Below are 21,457 nucleotides of genomic sequence, written 5' to 3' on the forward strand. Positions count from 1 at the left end.
TTCGAATAAAATAAAACAATGAGAAAATTCCTGATATATTCCGTTTTGTCACTCAGCTTTTTAGCTTGTAAAAAGAATGATGAAAAAGTTGCTGAGGCAGAAGCAAAAGAAGATTCAATAAAAGTCGAACCAACAAAAACCGAAGCAGATGTTGCACAACTGAAAGAGTTTTCTCCCGAAAAAATTTCAACAGCTTTAAAATCGAATCATTCCGATACATTGTATGTGACCAACTTCTTTGCAACCTGGTGTGGACCGTGTATGCACGAGATTCCGTTTTTCAGAAAAAAGATGGAAGAATTGGCTAATCAACCAGTCAAATTCACTTTTGTGAGCCTTGACAATAAAACCGATTGGGCAACGGATGTCAGTGATTTTGCTGATGAATACAACATCAGAGAAAATGTTGTTCTTTTAGACGGAGCACTTTTAAATCAAGAGTTTTTCAAGCAAAATTTCCAGTCTTGGGATGGAGGAGCTATTCCATTTACCTTGATTAGAAAAGGTGATAAATCGGACGAAACCGTCGGTTCTATGAGCGAGGAAATGCTAGATCAGAAAATTGAAAAACTATTGGCTCATAATACTACCACAAAAGTTGTTGAGAATAAGGAAAAAGCAGGAATTTCTGGCCCGAAAAAATCTTTGAAATAACAATTATTCTTGATGAAACGTTTTCCTATTCTGGTAACATCGATAGTCGTATTAGCGATTATTACATTTTTCATCAACCTCAATATTGGTTTTGCAAAACTGAATTTTTCAGACTTTTTAAATTCAGAATCCGAGAATTTTCAGATTGCCGGATTCAGGATCAATCGTGCTTTAGCAATGCTTTTAGCTGGAATTGCGATTCCAACGAGTGGATTTCTTTTGCAGGAATATTTTAAAAATCCTTTAGCTGGTCCAGATGTTTTGGGAATCACCTCGGTTTCCAGTTTGTTTGTGGCATTTTACATTTTCTTTTCACAGAGTATTGTCATTCCAGATTTTTTGCAGAACAGCTTTATCAGCTTATCATCCATCATTGGAAGTATTGTTTTGATGATGCTTCTACTCTTATTTTCGAATCGATTTCGGGATAAAAGTTTCATCATTATTTTTGGATTTTTGATCTCGGCTTTGGCTGGTGCTGTGGTTTCTTTTCTTCAGTTTTATGTAGAAAGTCAAAGTCTGAAAAATTATATGCTTTGGACTTTTGGAGCCAATAATCAGGCGAATTTAATTCAAATTTTAATTCTTACGGTTTTAATAATTATTGGATTAATTTTTACTTTCAAATCTATAAAACCATTAATCGGAAATGCGCTAGGAAGTGCTTATGCACAGAGTTTCGGAATCAATCAATCCAAGCTAAAAATCTGTATTATTGTAGCTTCTTCCCTACTTTCTGCTTCTGTTACGGCTTTTTTAGGTCCGATTTTATTTATCGGCGTTGTAGTTCCGCATTTTTGCAGAATGATCTGGAATCCAGCCCAACTTTGGCATCAATGGATTTTGAATATGATTTTGGGTGTTTTTATAATGCAGGTTTTCTCAATTATTTCTGAGTTGAGCCAATTTCCTATTAATATTATTACGACTTTCTTTGGAATTCCTGTGATATTATTGATGCTGATAAAAAGTAATAAATAGTTTTATCGCAAAGTCGCAAAAAGTGGATTGTAAAACAGACGAAAGTCGCAAAGTTTTTTATCTTCGATAAAAAAATACAATGGATGAAAATGAATTGGCAAAAATTGTCGTTGATTTAGGATTTAAAGTTTACAAAAAACTTGGTGCAGGTTTGTTCGAAAACGTTTATGAAGAATGTCTTTTTCACGATATTAAAAAGTTTGGATTAAAAGTTGAGAAACAGAAATCATTATCAATAATTTATGATGACTTGATTATTGAGAATGCTTTCAAAATTGATTTATTAGTAGAAGACAAATTAATTTTAGAAATAAAAACTGTTGATTACCTGAATGATGTTCACAAAGCACAAATTCTAACTTATCTCAAAATGACGAATTATAAATTAGGATTGTTAATGAATTTCAGAACAGATTATTATAAAAACGGAATAAAAAGAGTTGTAAACAAACTTTAGAATTTATCGAAGATAAACCTTGGCGACTTTTAAATAAAATAATAGTTAAAAAAAATTTGTGCCTTTGCGTTAAAAAATGAAGCATTTCCTAGACTTAAAAAATACATCAATCGGCTATTCAGAACCATTAATTTCTGACATCAATACTTCCCTACAATTAGGCGAAGTTTGTTTATTAATGGGAAATAACGGTATTGGAAAAACGACTTTAATCAAATCAATTCTTGGACAAAATAAGCTTTTAAAAGGTGAAATTTCTATTAATGGAAAATCAAATCAAAAACTTAATTCGAATGAAATAGCTTCTCAGATTGCTATTGTTTTTTCAAAAGCTGAAATTCCTGATAATTATACGGTTACAGATTTAATTTCGTTAGGAAAGTATATTCATTATCCTTATTATTTTAAATTGAATGAAACTGATAAACAAGAAATCTCTGATATCATAACCAAACTCAATTTATCAGAATATCAAAACAAAAAACTAACCGAATTATCTGACGGAAACCTTCAAAAAGTCTTTATTGGTCGTGCTTTGGCTCAGAATTCTCCATTTATTATTCTGGATGAACCGACAACTCATTTGGATGAAGAAAATAAATTAATGATTCTTTCACTTCTCAGAAATCTTGCAAAATCTGAAAATAAATTGATTCTTTTCTCTTCTCACGACTGGCGATTGGCAAAGGAATTTTCTGATAAAATCTGGTGGATTAAAGATAAAAAACTTATCAGAGGAATTTCGGAAGAAGTGATTCTTAGTAATCCTGAATTGATTACACCAAAGATTTTAGATTTTAATCAAACCTTTCATCCTCCTGAAATTGATGCGCCGAAATTGGAAAAAGAAATGATGTTTTCTTTTTTACAAAAAAACTTCTCTCAGAATTTGCGGAAATTTAAATTGACGTTTAAAAATGATTTTTGGGAACTGAATTTGGATAATTTTTATGACAATTGTCATAGTTTTCAACAAATTAAACAGTCTCTGCAAACTCTTATTAATAAAGGAAATTCTAACTAAATAGATTTTCTATAATTTTATTTAATAAGATTTGCATAATAATTAAAGCGTTGTAAATCAAATATTTAACCAACTTAATATAAAAATACTATGCATGCATAGTATTTTTTTTATATTTGTATAAAGCACTTCAATATGCCAGTTATGGAAAAGAAAAATTCAGAAAAAGTCGAAAGTATTGACTTGATGTTAAAGTCGGCTTGGTTAGCGGTCTCGAAAATGTATTCGGATCAGGCATCTCTGTATAACTCAACTGCAGTTCAAGCACTTACATTACTTAAAATTGACCCGAAAGAAGGAACAAGAAGTACAAACCTTGGTCCCAAAATGGCAATTGAACCTACTTCACTTACAAGAATCATCAAACTTCTTGAAGACAATGGTTATATCTACAAAGAAAAAACCACAACTGATAAGCGGGAAGTCATTATCAAATTAACTGATAAAGGTATCAATTCCAGAAATTTATCAAAAGAAGTGGTTCTTAATTTCAATAAAAAAGTTTTGGAAAGAATTGCTCCTGAGAAATTTGAAGTTTTCAAGGAAGTGATGACAGACATTCTGAAAATAGCAAACGAACTTAATCATAAAAAATAATTCTAATAATGAACAGAAAAATAAAACACGTTACTGTCCTCGGCTCAGGCGTGATGGGTTCCGGAATTGCCTGCCATTTGGCTGGTAACGGGATTCAGGTTTTGATGTTGGATATGCCTCCGAAAGAATTGTCTGAAAAAGACAAAGCGACGGGCGTAAATCCAGAAAGTAAAAAATTCAGAAACAGTGTGGCGCAAGGTCATCTTGATACCGCTCTGAAAAGCAATCCTTCGCCCATCTATGACAAATCTTTCGCTTCCAGAATTACCGTTGGAAACTTCGAGGATGATTTGGAGAAAATCAAAAATTCGGATTGGGTGATTGAAGTGATTGTTGAGAGATTGGACATCAAACAATCGATGTTCGAGAAAGTTGACAAACTTCGCAAACCGGGAACTTTAATTACGTCCAACACGTCTGGAATTCCGATTCATTTGATGTCAGAGGGAAGGTCAGAAGATTTCCAGAAACATTTCTGCGGAACACACTTCTTCAATCCGCCAAGATATCTGAAATTATTTGAAGTCATTCCAGGTCCTAAAACAGATAAATCAGTTATTGTTTTCTTTATGTCTTACGGCGAGAAATTCTTAGGAAAAACGACGGTTCTTTGTAAAGATACACCAGGATTCATCGGAAACAGAATCGGAGTTTATTCGATGGCGAAGATTATGGAATTGACGGAAGAAATAGGTTTAACGATTGAAGAAGCTGATTCTTTAACAGGAGATTTACTGAATCGTCCAAAAACCGGAACTTTCAAATTGGGAGATTTGGTTGGTTTGGATACAGCTTTCAATGTAACCAAAGGACTTCAAGCCAATCTTAAAGACGATGAAATGGTTCAGGCGCTTAAAGATTCTAAAACTTTGAATTTCTTGATTGAAAATAAATTCCTTGGTGATAAAGCTAAAAAAGGATTTTACTATAAAGAAAAAGATGCTGGCGGAAATGTGAATCGTTTCGTTCTTAATTATGAAACACTTGGTTATGAACCTACAAAACAGCCAAAACTTTCGATTGTTACAACTGCAAAAGAAGCAGGAAGTTTGAAAAATCGTTTACCGATTTTGTTGAAAGACCAATCCAAAGCCGGAGAATTGATTAGAAAACATTACGCTTCACTTTTTGCTTATGTTTCTCAAAGAGTTCCGGAAATCACGGATGTGTTCTACTCTATCGATGATGCAATGAAAACCGGTTATGCTTGGAAATATGGACCATTCGAAAACTGGGATTTTGTAGGAATCCAAAAAGGAATTGATTTGGTTGAAAGTGAAGGTTATAAAGTTGCTGATTGGGTTAAGGAAATGCTGGCTTCCGGAAACGAATCGTTCTACAAATTAGAAAACGGAAAGCAATTATTCTACAATCAAAACACAAAAACTTACGAGCCGATTCCAGGTTTGGATGCTTTCATTATTCTTGATAACATCAGAAAAGAAAAAACGATTTGGTCTAATTCTGAATCAGCGTTAATCGACCTTGGCGACGGCATTTTGAACTTTGAATTCCGTTCAAAAATGAATTCTCTTGGAGGAGGCGTTTTAGAAGGTCTTAATAAATCCATCGATATTACTGAAAAAGATTACAGAGGTTTGGTTGTAGGAAATCAAGCAGATAATTTCTCTGTCGGAGCAAATCTCGCAATGGTAATGATGATGGCTGTTGAACAAGATTGGTACGAATTGAATATGGCAATCGCAATGTTCCAGCAGACTTCAATGAAGTTAAGATATTCATCAATTCCAGTTATCGCGGCACCATTCGGAATGACACTTGGCGGTGGTTGCGAATTTTCTATGCACGCAGACAAAATCGTTGCAGCAGCGGAAACTTACATCGGTTTGGTTGAAGTTGGAGTTGGTTTGATTCCAGGCGGTGGTGGAACAAAAGAGTTTGCTTTACGAGCACTTAAAGGAACACTTCCTGATGATGTTAAAACCAATCACTTGCGAAATTACTTTATGAATATTGCAACAGCAAAAGTGGCTACTTCTGCCCACGAAGCTAAGCAAATGGGAATTCTGACAGATAAAGATATCATCGTTGTAAACAAAGACAGACAAATAGCAGAAGCAAAACGTCAGGCAATTGTTCTGGACGAATTAGGGTATACACCGCCGGTTCCTGAGAAAGTTAAAGTTCTCGGAAACGAAGCAATGGGAATGTTCTACGTTGGAACAGACCAAATGGTTGCCGGTGGTTACGCCTCAGAACACGACAGATTGATTGCCAACAAAATTGGTTACGTAATGACTGGCGGAAATCTCTCCGAACCAACAGAAGTTTCCGAACAATATCTTTTGGATTTGGAAAGAGAAGCTTTCCTTTCACTTTGTGGTGAGAGAAAAACGCTTGAAAGAATTCAGACGATGTTGACGACTGGAAAACCACTTAGAAATTAGATTTTTTTGTAAAATGTAAAAAGTATTAATGTATTAACGATGCACAATTTTAGAGATTTAGAAGTTTGGACAAAATCAATGAAACTTTGTAAAATATTTTACTTGGCTTCTAGTAATTTTCCAAAAGATGAATTGTTTGGATTGACTTCTCAAGCAAGAAGAAGTTTAATTTCAATTCCGTCTAATATTGCTGAAGGCGCTGGTCGTGACACAAATGCTCAGTTTTCTCATTTTCTGAATATTGCATTAGGCTCATCATTCGAATTTGAAACTCAAATATTAATTGCTAATGATTTGGGGTTCTTTAAAAATGATGATTTTAATATCATTTATTCCGAAATCAAACACATACAAAATATGTTGGCAAAATTGAAACAGAAATTTAATACTCAAACATTTTAAAATCATAAATACATTTTACATTAATACGTAAATACAACAAAATAAAATGGAAGCATATATAGTAACAGGATACAGAACAGCAGTTGGTAAAGCACCGAAAGGTTCTTTGCGTTTTACCCGACCAGATGATATGGCGGCAACTGTGATACAACATCTGATGAAAGATGTTCCAAATCTTGACCCGGCTCGCATCGACGATTTGATTGTCGGATGTGCAATGCCGGAAGCAGAACAAGGCCTTAATGTCGCAAGACTAATTTCATTAATGGGATTGGACACCGATAAAGTTCCGGGTGTTACAGTCAACAGATATTGCGCCTCAGGCTCAGAAGCTATTGCGATTGCAGCAGCTAAAATCAAAGCAGGAATGGCAGAATGCATCATCGCTGGTGGTGCAGAAAGTATGTCTTACATCCCAATGGGCGGTTACAAACCGATTCCGGATACGGATTTGGCCAAGAAACATCCCGATTATTATTGGGGAATGGGATTGACTGCGGAAGCCGTTGCCAACGAATTCAAAGTGAGTCGTGAGGAGCAAGACCAATTCGCTTACAACTCGCATCAGAAAGCGATGAAAGCCATCAAGGAAGGAAAATTTGAAAGCCAGATTGTTCCGATTGATGTAGCATATAATTTCCTTGACGAAAAGGAAAAAATCCAGACCAAAGAATATGCATTCAAGCAAGACGAAGGTCCAAGAGCTGATACTTCGGTGGAAGCTCTGGCAAAACTTCGTCCCGTTTTCGCAGCAAATGGTTCTGTAACAGCAGGTAACTCTTCTCAAACTTCTGACGGTGCCGCTTTCACAATGGTAATGTCCGAAAGAATGGTAAAGGAATTAAACTTGACTCCAGTTGCGAGACTTCTCTCCTATTCGACTGTCGGAGTTCCGCCAAGAATTATGGGAATCGGACCAATGTTCGCCATTCCAAAAGCGTTGGAACAAGCTGGACTTAAACAATCTGATATTGATTTGTTTGAATTGAATGAAGCCTTCGCCTCTCAATCAGTGGCGATTTTAAGAGAACTGAACATCAATCCTGACATCGTCAACGTGAACGGAGGAGCAATCGCACTTGGACATCCACTGGGTTGCACAGGAACAAAATTAACAGTCCAACTTCTTGACGAAATGAAACGCAGAAACAGCAAATATGGTGTTGTGACAATGTGCGTAGGAACTGGTCAGGGTGCAGCGAGTGTTTTTGAGTTGTTATAGACAAGGAGAAAAAAGAATAAAGAGAAAAGACTTTTCATAATGAAACATAATTTTAAGCATCTGAACATTTGGAAATTATCCATTGAATTAGCTGATGAAATTTATGCAATTACAGAAAGTTTTCCTAAAAATGAAGAATTCGGTTTGAAATCTCAAATCAGAAGATGTACAGTTTCTGTTGCTTCTAATATTGCAGAAGGTTCAAGCAGAACTTCACAAAAAGATTTCAATCGATTTTTAGAAATCAGTTTGGGCTCTCTTTATGAATTACAAACGCAGATAATAATTTCTTCAAGAAGAGATTATATCGAACAATCGAAATTTGAATTAATAGAAAATAAAATCACCGAATTACAGAGAATGATTTCAGGCTTTCAAAAAACATTGAAGTGGTAAGTCTTTATTCTTTTCTCTTTATTCTTTAATCAAAAAAAATAATATAAATGAGTACTGAAACCCAAACATTAAACGGTGGCGAATTCCTTGTAAAGGACATCACTGCTCAGGAAATCTTCAGCATCGAAGAACTTTCCGAAGAACAAACAATGCTTCGCGATTCTGCGAAAGAATTCATAGATAAAGAAGTGGTTCCGAACAAAGAACGCTTCGAGAAAAAAGATTACGCCTACACGGAAGAAGTGATGCGTAAAATTGGAGAAATGGGATTCCTGGGAATCGCTGTTCCGGAAGCTTACGGCGGATTGGGAATGGGATTCGTGACCACAATGCTGGCTTGCGATTACATCTCTGGAACAACTGGCTCATTAGCAACAGCTTATGGCGCACACACTGGAATCGGAACTTTGCCAATCCTACTTTACGGAAGCGAATATCTGAAAAACAAATACCTTCCGGACTTAGCGGCTGGAACTAAATTTGGTGCTTATTGCTTGACTGAGCCGGACGCTGGTTCTGACGCCAACAGCGGAAAAACAAGAGCCAAACTTTCCGAAGACGGCAAACATTACATCATCAACGGACAAAAAATGTGGATTTCCAATGCAGGTTTTGCAGACACTTTCACATTGTTTGCCAAGATTGACGATGACAAAAACATCACTGGATTCGTCATTAACCGTTCTGAATTGGAAAATCCTGAGAGTATGACTTTCGGAGAGGAAGAACACAAATTGGGAATCCGTGCGTCTTCTACGCGTCAGGTTTTCTTCAATGATATGAAAATTCCGGTTGAGAATCTTTTGGGCGAAAGAAACAACGGTTTCAAAATCGCTCTTAATGCCCTGAACGTTGGCCGAATCAAATTGGCAGCGGCTTGTCTGGATGCACAAAGAAGAATTCTGAACCATTCACTGACTTATTCTACGGAGAGAAAACAGTTTGGCGTTTCTATCAATACTTTCGGCGCGATTCGCAAGAAATTGGCAGAGATGGCGACTGGCGCTTTCGTGAGTGAGGCTGGTTCGTACCGTGGTGCAAAAGATGTCGAAAATAAAATCGAGGAATTGGTTGCCGGGGGAATGAACCACGAGGAAGCGGAACTGAAAGGCGTAGAGGAATTCGCTGTAGAATGTTCAATCCTGAAAGTTTTCGTTTCAGATTTAGCACAGCATTCAGCAGACGAAGGCATCCAAATCTTCGGTGGAATGGGCTTCTCAGAAGATACACCAATGGAATCTGCCTGGAGAGATTCAAGGATTTCCAGAATCTACGAAGGAACCAACGAAATCAACAGACTTCTTGCCGTTGGAATGCTCATCAAACGTACAATGCAAGGGAAAATCGACCTTTTGACGCCTGCAAAAAATGTAGGAAAAGAATTGATGGGAATTCCGTCTTTCGACATTCCGGATTATTCAGAATATATGTCTGAGGAAAAAGAAGTCATCAAAAACCTGAAAAAAGTATTCCTGATGGTTTCCGGTTCTGCCCTTCAAAAATATATGATGGACATCGAGAAACAACAGCATCTTCTCCTGAACGCTTCCGAAATCCTGAACCAAATCTATATGGCAGAATCAGCCATCCTGAGAGCGGAGAAACATTTCGATACAGATTCTGTAGAAGCAGCAATGGCAAGACTGAATCTTTACAAAGCCGTTGACATCATCGCCACCAACGCCAAAGAAGGCATCGTCTCTTTCTCGGAAGGCGACGAGCAAAGAATGATGCTAGCCGGACTAAGACGTTTTACAAAATACGTGAACACGCCAAATCCAATTGCGTTGACAGAAAAGATTGCCGCTCATTTTATAGCGAAAGGTTCTTACTAGATTATCAATTTGATTGAAATAATAAAACCCTCTGAATTTTTCGGAGGGTTTATTATTTTATCGAAATAAGATGGATTATCACTCAATAATCGGATAGCTAGCTCTTAATAAATTTGCTGATTTTCTTGTTTCATCACAATTCGTAAATTCTGGTTTTTCATTTATTCTTTGCAAACACTTCTTATTTTTATAGTAATAAATTGTTTCATAATCTAGTTTTTCAATTGAAGTTTCAGGATTACTTCTTATTGTAATTACTGCTTTAACAGGTTTTTCATTTTTATAATAAATATTCGTTTCATAATTATAATGTGCAAAGCTACTTTCCTCAATCTTTTGAGTCGTTCTGTCATCTTTAGAAAATATTACTTTTCCACTAGTGACTATAATATCATTTTTACCATTGCCAATACCAGTTTGGAATTCTGTGATTGATAGGTTTTTATTCGAATCAAAATTAGCACAAAGCAAATCTATTTTTGAAATATATTCATTTTTACTTACACACGAAATGGTAAAAAGAAATAATATTAGTACGAGAGGCGATAACCTTTTTTTCATTATAATTATTTGAAGTGCTAATTTAAAATTTCTCCATCAAAATCAATCATATAACTTGTCCCAGTAAAATCTTTCAAAACAATATGATTATCATTAAGCTGAAAAGAATCTTCTTCATCCAAAGAAACAAAAATGTCAGCACCACCAAATTGCCAAATAATATTTCCAAAACTATCAATTCTTGAAATTTCCAACTCACCGTGGACAACAAAATCATTTTCAATCCTGAATATTTTAAAACAAGTTGCCATATCTAATTTCTTGACCCAATTCAGTTTCAAATCTAATATTGAAATAGAAAAAACAGAATCAGAACAACAGACAAGAAGATTATCATCATCTAAAATAGAAGAATTTTCATTAATACTTGTTCCGCCACCAGAGCCGATAATCAAACAATTATTAATTTCTTCATCCTTCTCAATTAATTTTATGCCGTGCTTTGAACTTGGATATCTCTCAGCATCCTCTCCAAAATAGATATTCTTGTAAACATTCAAATTATCATTTGAATTGAGAGAAAATGTTGAATCATTGAAAACTTCAATCGTCAAATTATTATACAAATATCTGTTCATAATCAAATTTTAAAACAAACTCAACTGAATACCACCACTCTTCCCTGGCTTCGCATCACCAAAAACCGTTTTCCCGCCAAATCGCCAAGAGTTTTGTCGCTCCTCTTCTATCACTTCTTCAAGGTTAAAATCCGGCGTAAAGTTCGCTTCCGTTCTCAAAGCAATCTCGTGAAGTTTCTTGATGGCTTGGCTTTTATCGGTATTCCCCAACTTAGATTTCTCGATGCCGGTTCTTAGGATAGAAATGGTTTCGTCGTAGGTTTTGGTAGGCACAGGAAACGGATGACCGTCTTTCCCGCCGTGCGCAAAAGAAAACCGCGCTGGGTCTGTAAATCTCGACGGCGCCCCGTGAATCACCTCACTCACAAGCGCCAGAGACTGCATCGTTCTGGGGCCAACGCCTTTCAGCATCAGCAATTCCTCAAAATTCTCAGGCTGATTTTCCCTCGCCAACCAAAGAATATTTCCCAGCTTTTTCATATCCACATCACTGGCCAAAACCTCGTGATGCGCCGGCAAAATCAAGCGTTGGAAATCCTGCATCCATTTCTCAGAATCGGTTTTCGTGATGTCCACAATGCCGTTTCTGCTTTGTTCCGCCTGAGCAGAAGTCAGATTAAGAATATTGCCACGATTCACACCGGAAATCCCCGTGTGAGGCTCATTCACAAAAGAACTGACATTCTCAGAAAGCCAGTGGTAACGCCTCGCAGTGCCGTCGGAATCGTGCATCCCTTGCTGAACAACCGCCCAATTCCCTTGGTCTGATAAAATAAAATTATGAAGATAAAGCTGATAACCATCTTGGATAGCCGTGTTATCAACCTTCGCAGACAACTTACTGCAACGCACCAACTCATTCCCGTCAAGTCCGGTTGAATCTGCAATTTTCAGAAGTTCATTCGGTGTATCTTTGGAGAATTTTCCTTTTCCGCCAGCAATGTAGATTCCCAGCGATTTGGAATGCGGGTTGATGGAACGTTTCAAAGCGCCCATCACAGATGTTGTGATGCCGGACGAATGCCAGTCCATTCCCATCACCGCCCCAAAACTCTGAAACCAAAATGGGTCTGCCAGCCTTCTCAGAACTTCATCTTTACCATAATCGGCAAGAATCACTTCCACAATCGCCAGCCCAAGTGTGGACATACGTTCATAAAGCCAAGGCGGAACCTGACCGTAATGTAAAGGCAAATCTGCAGTTCCCGAACGTTTCATTTTTTATTTTTTAATCGCAAAGGCGCAAATTTCATTTAGCAATTCAACTTTTTCAAGGCGCAAAACTTTGCGACTTTTATAACATTATGATTTAAAATCCTTGCGCCTTTGCGAGAAATTATTACTTCTCAAAAAAAGCATTCAGACTTTCAAGATTCTTTTTATCACTTCCTGCAAAAACTTCATTATCTGTGATGAAAACCGGACGTTTCAAAAAACTGTAATGGTCAAGAATCAACTTCTTAAAATCCTTTTCTTTTAAAGTACTGACATCAATTCCTCTTTCCTTGATTTGTGTCGATTTTTTACTGAAAAGCGCTTCGTAAGATTTCGTTTTCTCATACATCTCTTCCAGTTCTGCTTCGGTTATCGGTTGGGCTTTTATTTCTCTCAATTCCCAATTGGAAAGATCAAGAGGCGTCATTATTTTCTTGTTGGTTCCACAGGTTTTGAGATAGAATACTTTTTTCATTTTTATTAAAGTCAGGAGATTTAAAATAGAATTTGAGAATTACAAATTTAGTACAAATGTCAAAGGAATAAAACATAAATATTGAAGTTATAATCTAAAATTCTTCCCTATTTTTGATACATAATAAGAATAGAATGGAAAACAAACCAGTCACGTTTCAGTTTATTTCTGAACCAACGGACGTTAATTTTGGAGGCAATGTTCACGGCGGAAGTGTGATGAAATGGATAGATCAAGTGGGTTACGCCTGCGCCAGTAATTGGTCGGGAACTTATTGTGTAACAGTTTATGTCGGCGGAATCCGATTTTATCAACCTATCAAAATTGGGGAAATTGTCAAATTGGAATCGCACGTCATTTTCACAGGAAGCACAAGTATGCATATTGCTATTGATGTGTTTTCCAGAAACGTAAAGGAGAAAAAATTCGAAAAGAAAACGCATTGCATTATTGTTTTTGTAGCGGTTGATGAAAACGGAAAAGCAATGCAAGTTCCAAAATGGAAACCAACTACAGAAAAGCAAATTCAGCTGGAACAATACGCGAAAAAACTAATGAACCTGAGAAAAGATATCGAAGATGAGATGAAACCATTTTTATGAATTGATAATTTAAACGATTTATATTTAAGAATCAACAATTCATAATAATTATAAATTAAATAAAATTAATGATTTGATTGATTTTATAAACTTAATAACACTTAATTTTGTTCTGAAAAATTAAAAAAGTATTCAAATTGAACAAAAAAATTATCAGTTTATTAGCCTTATCATTAGTGGTTAATATCAATGCGCAGGTTTTCAATGCAGGTTTCGAAAACAATAACGGCACACCGCTGTCTCAATTCAAAACAATCAATGCAGATGGATTAACAGTACCGGAATGGGGACAAGTACAGGAATTCAACACAGAAGCCTGGATTCAGTTTTATGACGGTTATGATAACAAAATAGCTTTTAGTACATCTTATTATTCTCCGGAAGGTCAGGCAAATGATTGGTTGATTACACCAGCAATTACAATTCCTTCTGAAGGAACACCCACACTTTACTGGAAAGGAAAATCGTATGATTTTGAATATACAGACTCCTACGCTGTAAAAGTTTCTGCAACCAATGACAGCCCGGAATCTTTCACAACACTGACTCAGATTGATGCCGAGCAACCGTTTGACTACGCATCGCATACGTTAGACTTATCCGATTATAAAGGAAAAACCATCTATTTGGCTTTCGTAAATAACACAAACAGCGGAACATATTTGGCTTTGGACGATTTGTATATCAGTCAATCTGCTGATTGTGTTATGCCTTCATTGGATGGATTTTCAGTTTCTGAGCTTAAACCAAATTCCGTAAAAATAGATTGGTCATCAACCAGCGGAATTAACAATTATGATGCAGGTTTAACGACATTCAATACATATGTATCTTCAAAAGGAATCACTTCTGCTACAACTAAAAGTTTTGATAATCTACAAGCTGGAAAAAGATACCAATTCTTCCTGAAAAATGCAGATTGCGGTTCTGGCTGGGCTGGGCCAAAATCAATCTGGACACCAACAGAATTGCCTTACTCTTATGATTTCGAAAAAACAGTTGAGAACTTTGGCGAATATGACTCAGACGGTTGGGCCTCTAACACTTGGTTGATGGGAGAAAATGAAGCTGTTGCTCAAAACGGAAGTGGTTACGCTTATAACAACACCAGTACTTCTGCAACCGCAAAGAATGATTGGCTTTTTTCTTATCCAATCTATCTAAAAAACGGAGAAACAGTTACTGCAAAATATTACACATCCATTGGAAATGAATCTGCAGAACCAGCAACTTTGAAAGTTGCTATTGCTAGCGCTCAAAACAAAGACAGCATCATCCAAAATCTATCTACTCAAACTGTGTCTCAACAAACTTATACAGAACACACTGTGAGTTATACAGCAACAGCTGACCAAGTTTATTATTTCGGATTTGGGAATACAACAGCTCAAGTTACAACGACAACTGCTTTGAGACTTGATAATATCAGTTTCTCAAAAAGTAATCTGGCGGTTAGTGATGTCAATAAAACCAACATTAAGGTTTATCCAAATCCAGTGGTTGACCAGTTGAATATCAAGACAGACGAGACAATTAAATCTGTTCAGGTTTATTCTTTAGATGGAAAATTGCTTAAAACCATCAACGGAAATACAACCACAGTTGATTTTAAAAATTACCCAAAAGGTTCTTATTTGGTTAAGATTGAGACCAATAAATCAACGACTTCTCAAAAAGTTATAAAATAATTTTTTAAAAATAGTTGCAGAATTAAAAATCATTTCTAAATTTGTTCCAATGAAAACAATGAACACAAAAAACTGGTGGTGGCTTTCAAACTCTTTGTCGGGTCTGAAAGGATTATCGGTGTTCTAAAATTCTGAACTAACTATAACTCAATCATAATAGACTTTGACAAATTTTGTTGAAGTCTTTTTTATTTTAAGGCTTCGATAAGTTTTAATAAAAATAATTTAAAATTGAAACGATGAGCAACCATCAACAATCAACTATCAACCATCAACCAATTTACATAAAAACCTCTGTTAAATCCCGATTAGCAGATCTTTACACGCCGATTGGAATTTACCTTCGTCTTCGTGACCAGTTTCGTGACACGATTCTTCTGGAAAGCGCAGGAAATCAGAATTCTGAAAATTCGTTTTCGTTTATTTGTGTCAATGCGATTGCAGGAATAGAAATTCGAAATTATAACGAAGCTGAATTGAAATTTCCGCTTGAAAATCCTCAGAAAATCGATTTAGAAAATGAGAAATTATCTGATTTGATGCAGGAATTCTCCAATTGTTTCAAATGTGAAAAACCAAACCACGAGATTGGAAAACAAGCGCAAGGATTTTTCGGATATACGAGTTATGATGCGATTCCATTTTTTGAGAATATCAAATTCAAGGAACAATCGGAGGAAAATAAAATTCCATTGATGCGTTATCGCCTTTATCAATACGTGATTGCAATCAATCACCACAATGATGAGATGTTCCTGATCGAGAACAAAATCAACGGTTTAAAATCAGAGCTTTCTACACTTGAGAGTATCATTAATCAAAAAAATGCACCGGTTTTTCCTTTCGAAATTACCTCAGAAGAAACTTCGAATTTAAAAGATGAAGAGTTTTTGGAATCTGTAGAATTTGCGAAGAAACATTGTTTCCGTGGCGACGTTTTCCAATTGGTTTTGAGCAGAAGATTTGAACAGAAATTTCAAGGTGACGAGTTCAATGTTTATCGTGCTTTACGAAATATCAATCCTTCTCCTTATCTATTCTTCTTCGATTATGGCGATTACAAATTAATGGGCTCAAGTCCGGAAAGTCAGTTGATTATCAAAAACGGAAAAGCCATTATTCATCCAATTGCAGGAACTTTCAAAAGAACAGGAAACATTGAAAAAGATTTAGAATCTGCGGAAGAACTCAAAAAAGACCCGAAAGAAAATGCGGAACATACGATGCTGGTAGATTTGGCAAGAAATGATTTGAGTATTCACGGAAAAAACACAACGGTTTCCAAACTGAAAGAAATCCATTTTTTCTCGCACGTGATTCATATGGTTTCTGAGGTTATAACTGATGTCAAAGAAGACCAAAATCCTTACGAAATGATTGCAACTACTTTCCCACAAGGAACTTTGAGCGGCGCTCCAAAATACCGTGCAATGCAGTTAATTGATGAACACGAGAAAACTTCCAGAAGTTATTACGCGGGTTGTATCGGGTTTGTTGGATTTGACGGAAGTTGTAATCAAGCGATTATGATAAGAACTTTTTTAAGTAAAAACAACACTTTATTTTACCAAGCCGGCGCTGGAATTACCGCAAAATCTATTGCGGAAAATGAACTTCAGGAAGTTAATAACAAATTAGGCGCTTTGAAAAAAGCCATTTTAAAAGCAGAGAAATTATGAAAATCTTAGTCTTCGATAATTATGACAGTTTTACTTACAATTTGGTTCAAATCATCGAGCAGATTGTGGATGAAAAAGTAGATGTTTACAGAAATGACCAAATCCCATTGGAAGACATTGAGAAATATGACAAAATCATTCTTTCCCCAGGTCCTGGAATTCCCGAAGAAGCAGGGATTTTATTAGATGTGATAAAAAAATATGCCCCTACAAAATCTATTTTCGGAGTTTGTTTGGGACAACAAGCCATTGCGGAGGCTTTCGGTGGAAGTTTGATTAATTTGTCTGAAATCTATCACGGTGTTGCAACTGAAGCAACTCAAACTAATGAACATAAGATTTTCAATAATTTACCGGAAACTTTGGAAGTTGGTCGCTATCACTCTTGGGCAGTCAATCCTGATGATTTCCCTACCGAATTAGAAATCACAAGCGTTGACAAAAACGGAATGATTATGAGTTTAAAACATAAATCGTACGATGTTCACGCGGTTCAGTATCATCCGGAAAGTATTCTGACTCCGAATGGAAAACAAATCTTAGAGAACTTTTTACAAAATTAAAATGAAAGAAATCCTACAATACCTTTTCAATCACCAGACTTTGACAAAAGCCGAAGCCAAAGCGATTCTGATTGAAATTTCACAAAATAAATTCAACGAAAGTGAAGTCATTTCTTTCATCACGGTATTTCTGATGCGGACAATTACCCTGGAAGAACTCGAAGGTTTCCGAGAAGCATTGCTACAATTGGCAAAACCTGTCGATTTAGGAACCAAAGATTTGGTTGACATCGTTGGGACTGGCGGAGACGGAAAAAACACGTTTAACATTTCGACTTTAGCGAGTTTCATCGTTGCAGGAACTGGGCAAAAAGTAGCTAAGCAAGGCAATTATGGAGCTTCTTCTATTTCTGGTTCCTCTAATGTTTTGGAAGAACTGGGTTATAAATTCAAGGATAATTCCGAGGATTTGAAAACCGATCTGGAAAAAGGAAATATCTGTTTTCTACACGCACCGCTGTTTCATCCCGCTTTGAAATCCGTTGCACCTCTCAGAAAACAGCTTGGTCTGAAAACTTTTTTCAATATTTTGGGACCGTTGGTGAATCCTGCACGTCCCGATTTCACGATGATTGGTGTTGCAAATCTGGAAATTGCAAGAGTTTATCAATATCTTTTACAAAAGCAGAAAAGCGAGTTTATGTTGGTTCACGCTTTGGATGGTTACGACGAAATTTCTTTGACAGGCGATACAAAAATCTTTAGTAAAATTGGAGAAAAAATCTATTCCGCAGAAGATTTGAAATTCAAAAATATATCTCCTGAAAGTATTTTCGGAGGTGAAACTAAAGAAGATGCAGCGAAATTATTTATCAATATTTTGGAAGGTAATGGAACCGAAGAACAAAATTCAGTAGTTCTTGCCAATGCCTCTATTGCTTTGGAAAATACTGGAAAATATGGGAATTATGACGATTGTATGACTTTAGCAAAAGAAAGTTTGGAAAGTGGAAAAGCATTGAAATCGCTTCGCTCAATTATTAATGATTAATCGTTAATGATTAGCTAAAACATATTATTTAAAAATTTAACAATTAGTAATTTACAATTAATAATTATTAAAAATGAACATCCTCGATAAAATCATAGAACGAAAAAAACAGGAAGTTGCAGATGCAAAATCCAAAATCTCTATTGAACAACTTAAAGACACAGAGTTTTTTAACAAACCAACATTCTCGCTAAAAGAAACTATCAAAACAAAATCCGGAATTATCTCCGAATTCAAAAGACAATCGCCAAGCAAAGGGATTATCAATGACAAAGTTCCGCCTTTAGAAGTCGTTTCTCAATACGAAAAATTTGGGGCGAGCGCAGTTTCAATCTTGACGGACAAAGATTTTTTCGGTGGCAGTTTTGAAGATATTTTGAGCGTTCGAAATCACATCAAGATTCCGATTCTGAGAAAAGATTTTATGATTGATGAATATCAATTCTATGAGGCAAAATCAATTGGAGCAGACGTTATTTTGCTGATTGCATCTTGTCTTTCGCCAACTCAGGTTTTGGAATTTACAGAATTGGCTCATTCCTTAAATCTCGAAGTTTTGCTAGAAATCCATTCCGGGGAAGAATTAAAACATATTAATAAAAATGTCGATTTTGTTGGAATTAATAACAGAAATTTGAAGGATTTTAAAGTCGATTTGCAACATTCTGTAGATTTGAAAAACCAGCTTCCGGACGATATTTTGTCCGTTGCAGAAAGCGGAATCTATAATGAAGAAGATTTCAAATTCCTGGAAGAAAAAGGATTTGATGGATTTTTGATGGGCGAATATTTTATAAAGAATGAAAATCCTGGAGAGAAATTCGGAGAATTTGTTTCAAAAATGAGAATTTAACTATTCAATAATTGCTATGGAAAATAAAAGAAGTGAGAATATTAAAAAGTTGGTGGAACTAATAACCGAAGGTTATGAAGTAGAACATTTAAACGATATTGTATCTAATTTGGGTCATGCAATTCATCATCCATATGACTACGCTGAAAAAAATGACCTATTATGGCTTTATGAGGAGAACGAGAGCAATCCACTTTCATTGGACTATATAATTCCGTTGGAAATTAATGAAATAGCAATAGTTGGTGATAAAATAGATGAAATACACGACCAAATCGGTGATATTATTGAAGACTTACCTGAGTTTCCTTTCGACGAAAAAATGACTGCCAAAAAATACTTTATCTGGTTAGATGATATTTTGTCCGAAAGCAACGAAGAAATTCTTGAAATTGGAAAAAGTTTTGGTGATGATCTGATACTATTCTTGGTGTATAAAAAAAATACAGATGAGATTATCAAGATCTGTCAACAATTCGATTTGAAATGCTCAAATCCGAAAAACACTCTTTATTAATAATGAATTTATGACTCAACTAAAACTTAAAGTTTGCGGATTAACAAAACTTGATCAGATTCAGGAACTGATTAATTTGGATGTTGATTTCTTGGGATTTATATTTTATGAAAAATCTCCGAGATATGTTCTGAATCATTTGAATTTAAAACAGATTTCTGAAATCCCACACTTACAAAAAGTTGGTGTTTTTGTGAATGAAGATTTGGAAAACATTATTGAAATTTCGGAACAAGCAAACTTAAATTTCATCCAACTTCACGGCGATGAAACCGAAGATTTCATTTCAGAATTAAAACAAAAATTGAATCCAAAAATTGGAATTATTAAAGTTATCAGAATTGGAAATCAGACTTCCGATGAATTGCAAAAAGCCATCAACCATCAACCATCAACCATCGACTATCTTCTATTCGACACAGATTCCAAAGCATTTGGAGGAACAGGAAAAACCTTTGACTGGAATATTTTAAATGATATCGAGATTCCCATTCCTTATTTTTTAAGTGGCGGAGTTTCATTAGAAAATACAGAAGATTTAAAAAATATCAATCAAAAACCAACTGCTCTCGATATCAATTCAAAATTTGAAATCGAAGCTGGAAATAAAGATTTACAAAAAGTAAAAGAATTTTTATCATTAATAAAAAATGAAACATCTATTTCAAAACTTTCTTAAAAACAGCAAATGTTATAGATGTTCCATCTGACCAATAAAAAAATATAAAAGAACAGATGAAACATCATCAATATAAAAGCAAAATATTCTGGACAGGAAATACTGGTGAATCTACAAAAAGCTATCGCTCTTACCAAAGAGATTACACGATTTCTGTTGATAGAAAAACTGATATTTCAGGTTCATCTGACCCGGCATTTCTTGGAAATCCGGAACTTCATAATCCTGAAGACTTGTTGTTGGCTTCGGTTTCTTCGTGTCATTTGTTGTGGTATCTTCATCTTTGTTCTGTGAACAAAATTCTGGTTTTGGAATATGAAGATTTTGCCGAAGGAACAATGATCGAGAATGAAAACGGAAGTGGAAAATTCAGTGAAATCACTTTAAAACCAAAGATTATAGTTGCTGAAAAAGAAATGATACCGAAAGCAGTTGAACTCCATCAGAAAGCAAACGAATATTGCTTCATCGCCAATTCATTAAACTTCGACGTGAAACATCATCCAGAGATCACAGCAAAATAAGTTTGAAATGCAATATTCCATTAAATGCTCAAAAGACTTATCAGACAAAGAAATTGAGTTAATTTTGAAATCTTGGGAAATAGAAGATTGGTTTAATTTGAATTCTTTTGACTTTAAAATCAAGTTTGAAAATTCTGAATTTCATTTCTTAGAAATTGAAGACAAAATTGTTTCATTAGCGAGAATCAACTTTAATTTTAGACTTGAAATCCAAAAGAATCTGTACAACTTTGCTGAATTTGTAGGATTTGTTTCTATTGAAAAAGCTAAAAAATATGGTAGTTTTTTATTTAATAAAATAGTAGCGAATCTAACTGAAAGAAAAATTGAAACTATAGGTTTTTGCAAAATGAATTTAAGACCATTTTATGAGAAAAATAACATACAAATCCTTTATGGAAAAGGAATTTTCATAACAGAATTTGAAAATAATGAATGGATAGATTCTGACGACGATGATATTTTAATCCTCAGTACTTCCGAAGAACACATCAATATTTTGCAAAATCTGAATGAACAGAATAAAGCAATTTTAATATAACGATTTAGAAAATTT

At 35.3% G+C, this 21,457-nt stretch carries 24 protein-coding genes; 20 read left to right on the plus strand and 4 right to left on the minus strand.

Going from position 1 to position 21,457, the window contains the following annotated elements:
• Positions 1-18: 18 nt before the first annotated feature.
• The 10 genes from BUR19_RS08385 (at position 19) to BUR19_RS08430 (ending at position 9,976) form a co-directional block, all read left to right on the plus strand.
• Positions 19-654, plus strand: a complete 636-nt coding sequence (locus BUR19_RS08385; RefSeq protein ID WP_074234754.1) for a TlpA family protein disulfide reductase — start codon at positions 19-21, stop codon at positions 652-654.
• 12 nt (positions 655-666) lie between these two features.
• Positions 667-1,635, plus strand: coding sequence for an iron ABC transporter permease (locus BUR19_RS08390; protein WP_074234757.1), 969 nt, complete (start codon positions 667-669; stop codon positions 1,633-1,635).
• A gap of 79 nt (positions 1,636-1,714) precedes the next feature.
• Positions 1,715-2,092 carry a GxxExxY protein gene (locus tag BUR19_RS08395; RefSeq protein ID WP_074234759.1) on the plus strand — a complete coding sequence of 126 codons (378 nt, stop codon included), beginning with the start codon at positions 1,715-1,717 and terminating at the stop codon, positions 2,090-2,092.
• A 76-nt stretch (positions 2,093-2,168) separates the two neighbouring features.
• Positions 2,169-3,116 carry an ABC transporter ATP-binding protein gene (locus BUR19_RS08400; protein WP_074234761.1) on the plus strand — a complete coding sequence of 316 codons (948 nt, stop codon included), beginning with the start codon at positions 2,169-2,171 and terminating at the stop codon, positions 3,114-3,116.
• A gap of 144 nt (positions 3,117-3,260) precedes the next feature.
• Complete coding sequence (locus BUR19_RS08405) at positions 3,261-3,713, plus strand: MarR family winged helix-turn-helix transcriptional regulator (RefSeq protein ID WP_074235605.1); 453 nt, start codon at positions 3,261-3,263, stop codon at positions 3,711-3,713.
• Between the two features lie 8 nt (positions 3,714-3,721).
• The gene (locus BUR19_RS08410; RefSeq protein WP_074234763.1) at positions 3,722-6,121 is read left to right on the plus strand and encodes a 3-hydroxyacyl-CoA dehydrogenase/enoyl-CoA hydratase family protein; all 2,400 of its coding nucleotides are present in this window, start codon (positions 3,722-3,724) and stop codon (positions 6,119-6,121) included.
• Between the two features lie 39 nt (positions 6,122-6,160).
• A complete protein-coding gene (locus tag BUR19_RS08415; RefSeq protein WP_074234765.1) occupies positions 6,161-6,523 on the plus strand; it encodes a four helix bundle protein in 363 nt (120 codons plus the stop codon).
• A gap of 46 nt (positions 6,524-6,569) precedes the next feature.
• Positions 6,570-7,745, plus strand: a complete 1,176-nt coding sequence (locus BUR19_RS08420) for an acetyl-CoA C-acyltransferase (RefSeq protein WP_063968187.1) — start codon at positions 6,570-6,572, stop codon at positions 7,743-7,745.
• 39 nt (positions 7,746-7,784) lie between these two features.
• Positions 7,785-8,141: a four helix bundle protein gene (locus BUR19_RS08425; protein ID WP_074234768.1), complete on the plus strand. Its 357-nt coding sequence runs from the start codon at positions 7,785-7,787 to the stop codon at positions 8,139-8,141.
• A 47-nt stretch (positions 8,142-8,188) separates the two neighbouring features.
• A complete protein-coding gene (locus BUR19_RS08430) occupies positions 8,189-9,976 on the plus strand; it encodes an acyl-CoA dehydrogenase family protein (protein WP_074234770.1) in 1,788 nt (595 codons plus the stop codon).
• A gap of 78 nt (positions 9,977-10,054) precedes the next feature.
• On the opposite strand, the gene BUR19_RS08435 is transcribed toward BUR19_RS08430, so the two are convergent.
• From BUR19_RS08435 to BUR19_RS08450, 4 genes are all read right to left on the minus strand, one after another.
• A complete protein-coding gene (locus BUR19_RS08435; RefSeq protein WP_074234772.1) occupies positions 10,055-10,537 on the minus strand; it encodes a hypothetical protein in 483 nt (160 codons plus the stop codon).
• A 17-nt stretch (positions 10,538-10,554) separates the two neighbouring features.
• On the minus strand, positions 10,555-11,115 hold the full coding sequence (locus BUR19_RS08440; RefSeq protein ID WP_083600707.1) for a hypothetical protein: 561 nt from the start codon (positions 11,113-11,115) through the stop codon (positions 10,555-10,557).
• A gap of 9 nt (positions 11,116-11,124) precedes the next feature.
• A complete protein-coding gene (locus BUR19_RS08445) occupies positions 11,125-12,333 on the minus strand; it encodes a DUF763 domain-containing protein (protein WP_074234774.1) in 1,209 nt (402 codons plus the stop codon).
• A 121-nt stretch (positions 12,334-12,454) separates the two neighbouring features.
• Positions 12,455-12,805, minus strand: a complete 351-nt coding sequence (locus BUR19_RS08450; RefSeq protein ID WP_074234777.1) for an arsenate reductase family protein — start codon at positions 12,803-12,805, stop codon at positions 12,455-12,457.
• Between the two features lie 134 nt (positions 12,806-12,939).
• On the opposite strand from BUR19_RS08450, the gene BUR19_RS08455 reads away from it, so the two are divergent.
• The 10 genes from BUR19_RS08455 (at position 12,940) to BUR19_RS08500 (ending at position 21,442) form a co-directional block, all read left to right on the plus strand.
• Entirely contained in the window at positions 12,940-13,407 is a 468-nt protein-coding gene (locus tag BUR19_RS08455; RefSeq protein WP_074234779.1) for an acyl-CoA thioesterase, read from the plus strand.
• Between the two features lie 137 nt (positions 13,408-13,544).
• A complete protein-coding gene (locus tag BUR19_RS08460; protein WP_074234781.1) occupies positions 13,545-15,095 on the plus strand; it encodes a T9SS-dependent choice-of-anchor J family protein in 1,551 nt (516 codons plus the stop codon).
• A gap of 239 nt (positions 15,096-15,334) precedes the next feature.
• Positions 15,335-16,774 (plus strand): anthranilate synthase component I family protein, encoded by a 1,440-nt coding sequence (locus tag BUR19_RS08465; RefSeq protein ID WP_074234783.1) that lies wholly within the window; start codon positions 15,335-15,337, stop codon positions 16,772-16,774.
• Entirely contained in the window at positions 16,771-17,337 is a 567-nt protein-coding gene (locus BUR19_RS08470) for an anthranilate synthase component II (RefSeq protein WP_074234785.1), read from the plus strand. The genes BUR19_RS08465 and BUR19_RS08470 overlap by 4 nt, the downstream gene beginning before the upstream one ends.
• A 1-nt stretch (position 17,338) precedes the next feature.
• Entirely contained in the window at positions 17,339-18,328 is a 990-nt protein-coding gene (gene trpD, locus BUR19_RS08475) for an anthranilate phosphoribosyltransferase (protein WP_074234788.1), read from the plus strand.
• Between the two features lie 73 nt (positions 18,329-18,401).
• On the plus strand, positions 18,402-19,181 hold the full coding sequence (trpC, locus tag BUR19_RS08480) for an indole-3-glycerol phosphate synthase TrpC (RefSeq protein ID WP_074234790.1): 780 nt from the start codon (positions 18,402-18,404) through the stop codon (positions 19,179-19,181).
• Between the two features lie 16 nt (positions 19,182-19,197).
• Positions 19,198-19,698 (plus strand): hypothetical protein, encoded by a 501-nt coding sequence (locus BUR19_RS08485; RefSeq protein WP_074234792.1) that lies wholly within the window; start codon positions 19,198-19,200, stop codon positions 19,696-19,698.
• A 10-nt stretch (positions 19,699-19,708) separates the two neighbouring features.
• The gene (locus BUR19_RS08490) at positions 19,709-20,377 is read left to right on the plus strand and encodes a phosphoribosylanthranilate isomerase (protein ID WP_074234794.1); all 669 of its coding nucleotides are present in this window, start codon (positions 19,709-19,711) and stop codon (positions 20,375-20,377) included.
• A gap of 56 nt (positions 20,378-20,433) precedes the next feature.
• The gene (locus BUR19_RS08495) at positions 20,434-20,901 is read left to right on the plus strand and encodes an OsmC family protein (protein WP_074234796.1); all 468 of its coding nucleotides are present in this window, start codon (positions 20,434-20,436) and stop codon (positions 20,899-20,901) included.
• A gap of 7 nt (positions 20,902-20,908) precedes the next feature.
• Entirely contained in the window at positions 20,909-21,442 is a 534-nt protein-coding gene (locus BUR19_RS08500; protein ID WP_074234798.1) for a hypothetical protein, read from the plus strand.
• Positions 21,443-21,457 lie beyond the last annotated feature (15 nt).

The organism is Epilithonimonas zeae, assembly GCF_900141765.1.
In the GTDB taxonomy this organism is placed as follows: Bacteria; Bacteroidota; Bacteroidia; order Flavobacteriales; family Weeksellaceae; genus Epilithonimonas; species Epilithonimonas zeae.

Bases quoted from the DNA above. Each gene is read 5' to 3' on its own strand.
- BUR19_RS08400 (WP_074234761.1), top strand. From the start codon at position 2,169: ATGAAGCATTTCCTAGACTTAAAAAATACATCAATCGGCTATTCAGAA.
- BUR19_RS08490 (WP_074234794.1), top strand. From the start codon at position 19,709: ATGACTCAACTAAAACTTAAAGTTTGCGGATTAACAAAACTTGATCAG.
- BUR19_RS08500 (WP_074234798.1), top strand. From the start codon at position 20,909: ATGCAATATTCCATTAAATGCTCAAAAGACTTATCAGACAAAGAAATT.
- BUR19_RS08390 (WP_074234757.1), top strand. From the start codon at position 667: ATGAAACGTTTTCCTATTCTGGTAACATCGATAGTCGTATTAGCGATT.
- trpC (WP_074234790.1), top strand. From the start codon at position 18,402: ATGAACATCCTCGATAAAATCATAGAACGAAAAAAACAGGAAGTTGCA.
- BUR19_RS08435 (WP_074234772.1), bottom strand. From the start codon at position 10,537: ATGAAAAAAAGGTTATCGCCTCTCGTACTAATATTATTTCTTTTTACC.
- BUR19_RS08430 (WP_074234770.1), top strand. From the start codon at position 8,189: ATGAGTACTGAAACCCAAACATTAAACGGTGGCGAATTCCTTGTAAAG.
- BUR19_RS08395 (WP_074234759.1), top strand. From the start codon at position 1,715: ATGGATGAAAATGAATTGGCAAAAATTGTCGTTGATTTAGGATTTAAA.
- BUR19_RS08455 (WP_074234779.1), top strand. From the start codon at position 12,940: ATGGAAAACAAACCAGTCACGTTTCAGTTTATTTCTGAACCAACGGAC.
- BUR19_RS08425 (WP_074234768.1), top strand. From the start codon at position 7,785: ATGAAACATAATTTTAAGCATCTGAACATTTGGAAATTATCCATTGAA.
- BUR19_RS08470 (WP_074234785.1), top strand. From the start codon at position 16,771: ATGAAAATCTTAGTCTTCGATAATTATGACAGTTTTACTTACAATTTG.
- BUR19_RS08415 (WP_074234765.1), top strand. From the start codon at position 6,161: ATGCACAATTTTAGAGATTTAGAAGTTTGGACAAAATCAATGAAACTT.
- BUR19_RS08495 (WP_074234796.1), top strand. From the start codon at position 20,434: ATGAAACATCATCAATATAAAAGCAAAATATTCTGGACAGGAAATACT.
- BUR19_RS08440 (WP_083600707.1), bottom strand. From the start codon at position 11,115: ATGAACAGATATTTGTATAATAATTTGACGATTGAAGTTTTCAATGAT.
- BUR19_RS08445 (WP_074234774.1), bottom strand. From the start codon at position 12,333: ATGAAACGTTCGGGAACTGCAGATTTGCCTTTACATTACGGTCAGGTT.
- trpD (WP_074234788.1), top strand. From the start codon at position 17,339: ATGAAAGAAATCCTACAATACCTTTTCAATCACCAGACTTTGACAAAA.
- BUR19_RS08465 (WP_074234783.1), top strand. From the start codon at position 15,335: ATGAGCAACCATCAACAATCAACTATCAACCATCAACCAATTTACATA.
- BUR19_RS08405 (WP_074235605.1), top strand. From the start codon at position 3,261: ATGGAAAAGAAAAATTCAGAAAAAGTCGAAAGTATTGACTTGATGTTA.
- BUR19_RS08485 (WP_074234792.1), top strand. From the start codon at position 19,198: ATGGAAAATAAAAGAAGTGAGAATATTAAAAAGTTGGTGGAACTAATA.
- BUR19_RS08385 (WP_074234754.1), top strand. From the start codon at position 19: ATGAGAAAATTCCTGATATATTCCGTTTTGTCACTCAGCTTTTTAGCT.
- BUR19_RS08420 (WP_063968187.1), top strand. From the start codon at position 6,570: ATGGAAGCATATATAGTAACAGGATACAGAACAGCAGTTGGTAAAGCA.
- BUR19_RS08450 (WP_074234777.1), bottom strand. From the start codon at position 12,805: ATGAAAAAAGTATTCTATCTCAAAACCTGTGGAACCAACAAGAAAATA.
- BUR19_RS08410 (WP_074234763.1), top strand. From the start codon at position 3,722: ATGAACAGAAAAATAAAACACGTTACTGTCCTCGGCTCAGGCGTGATG.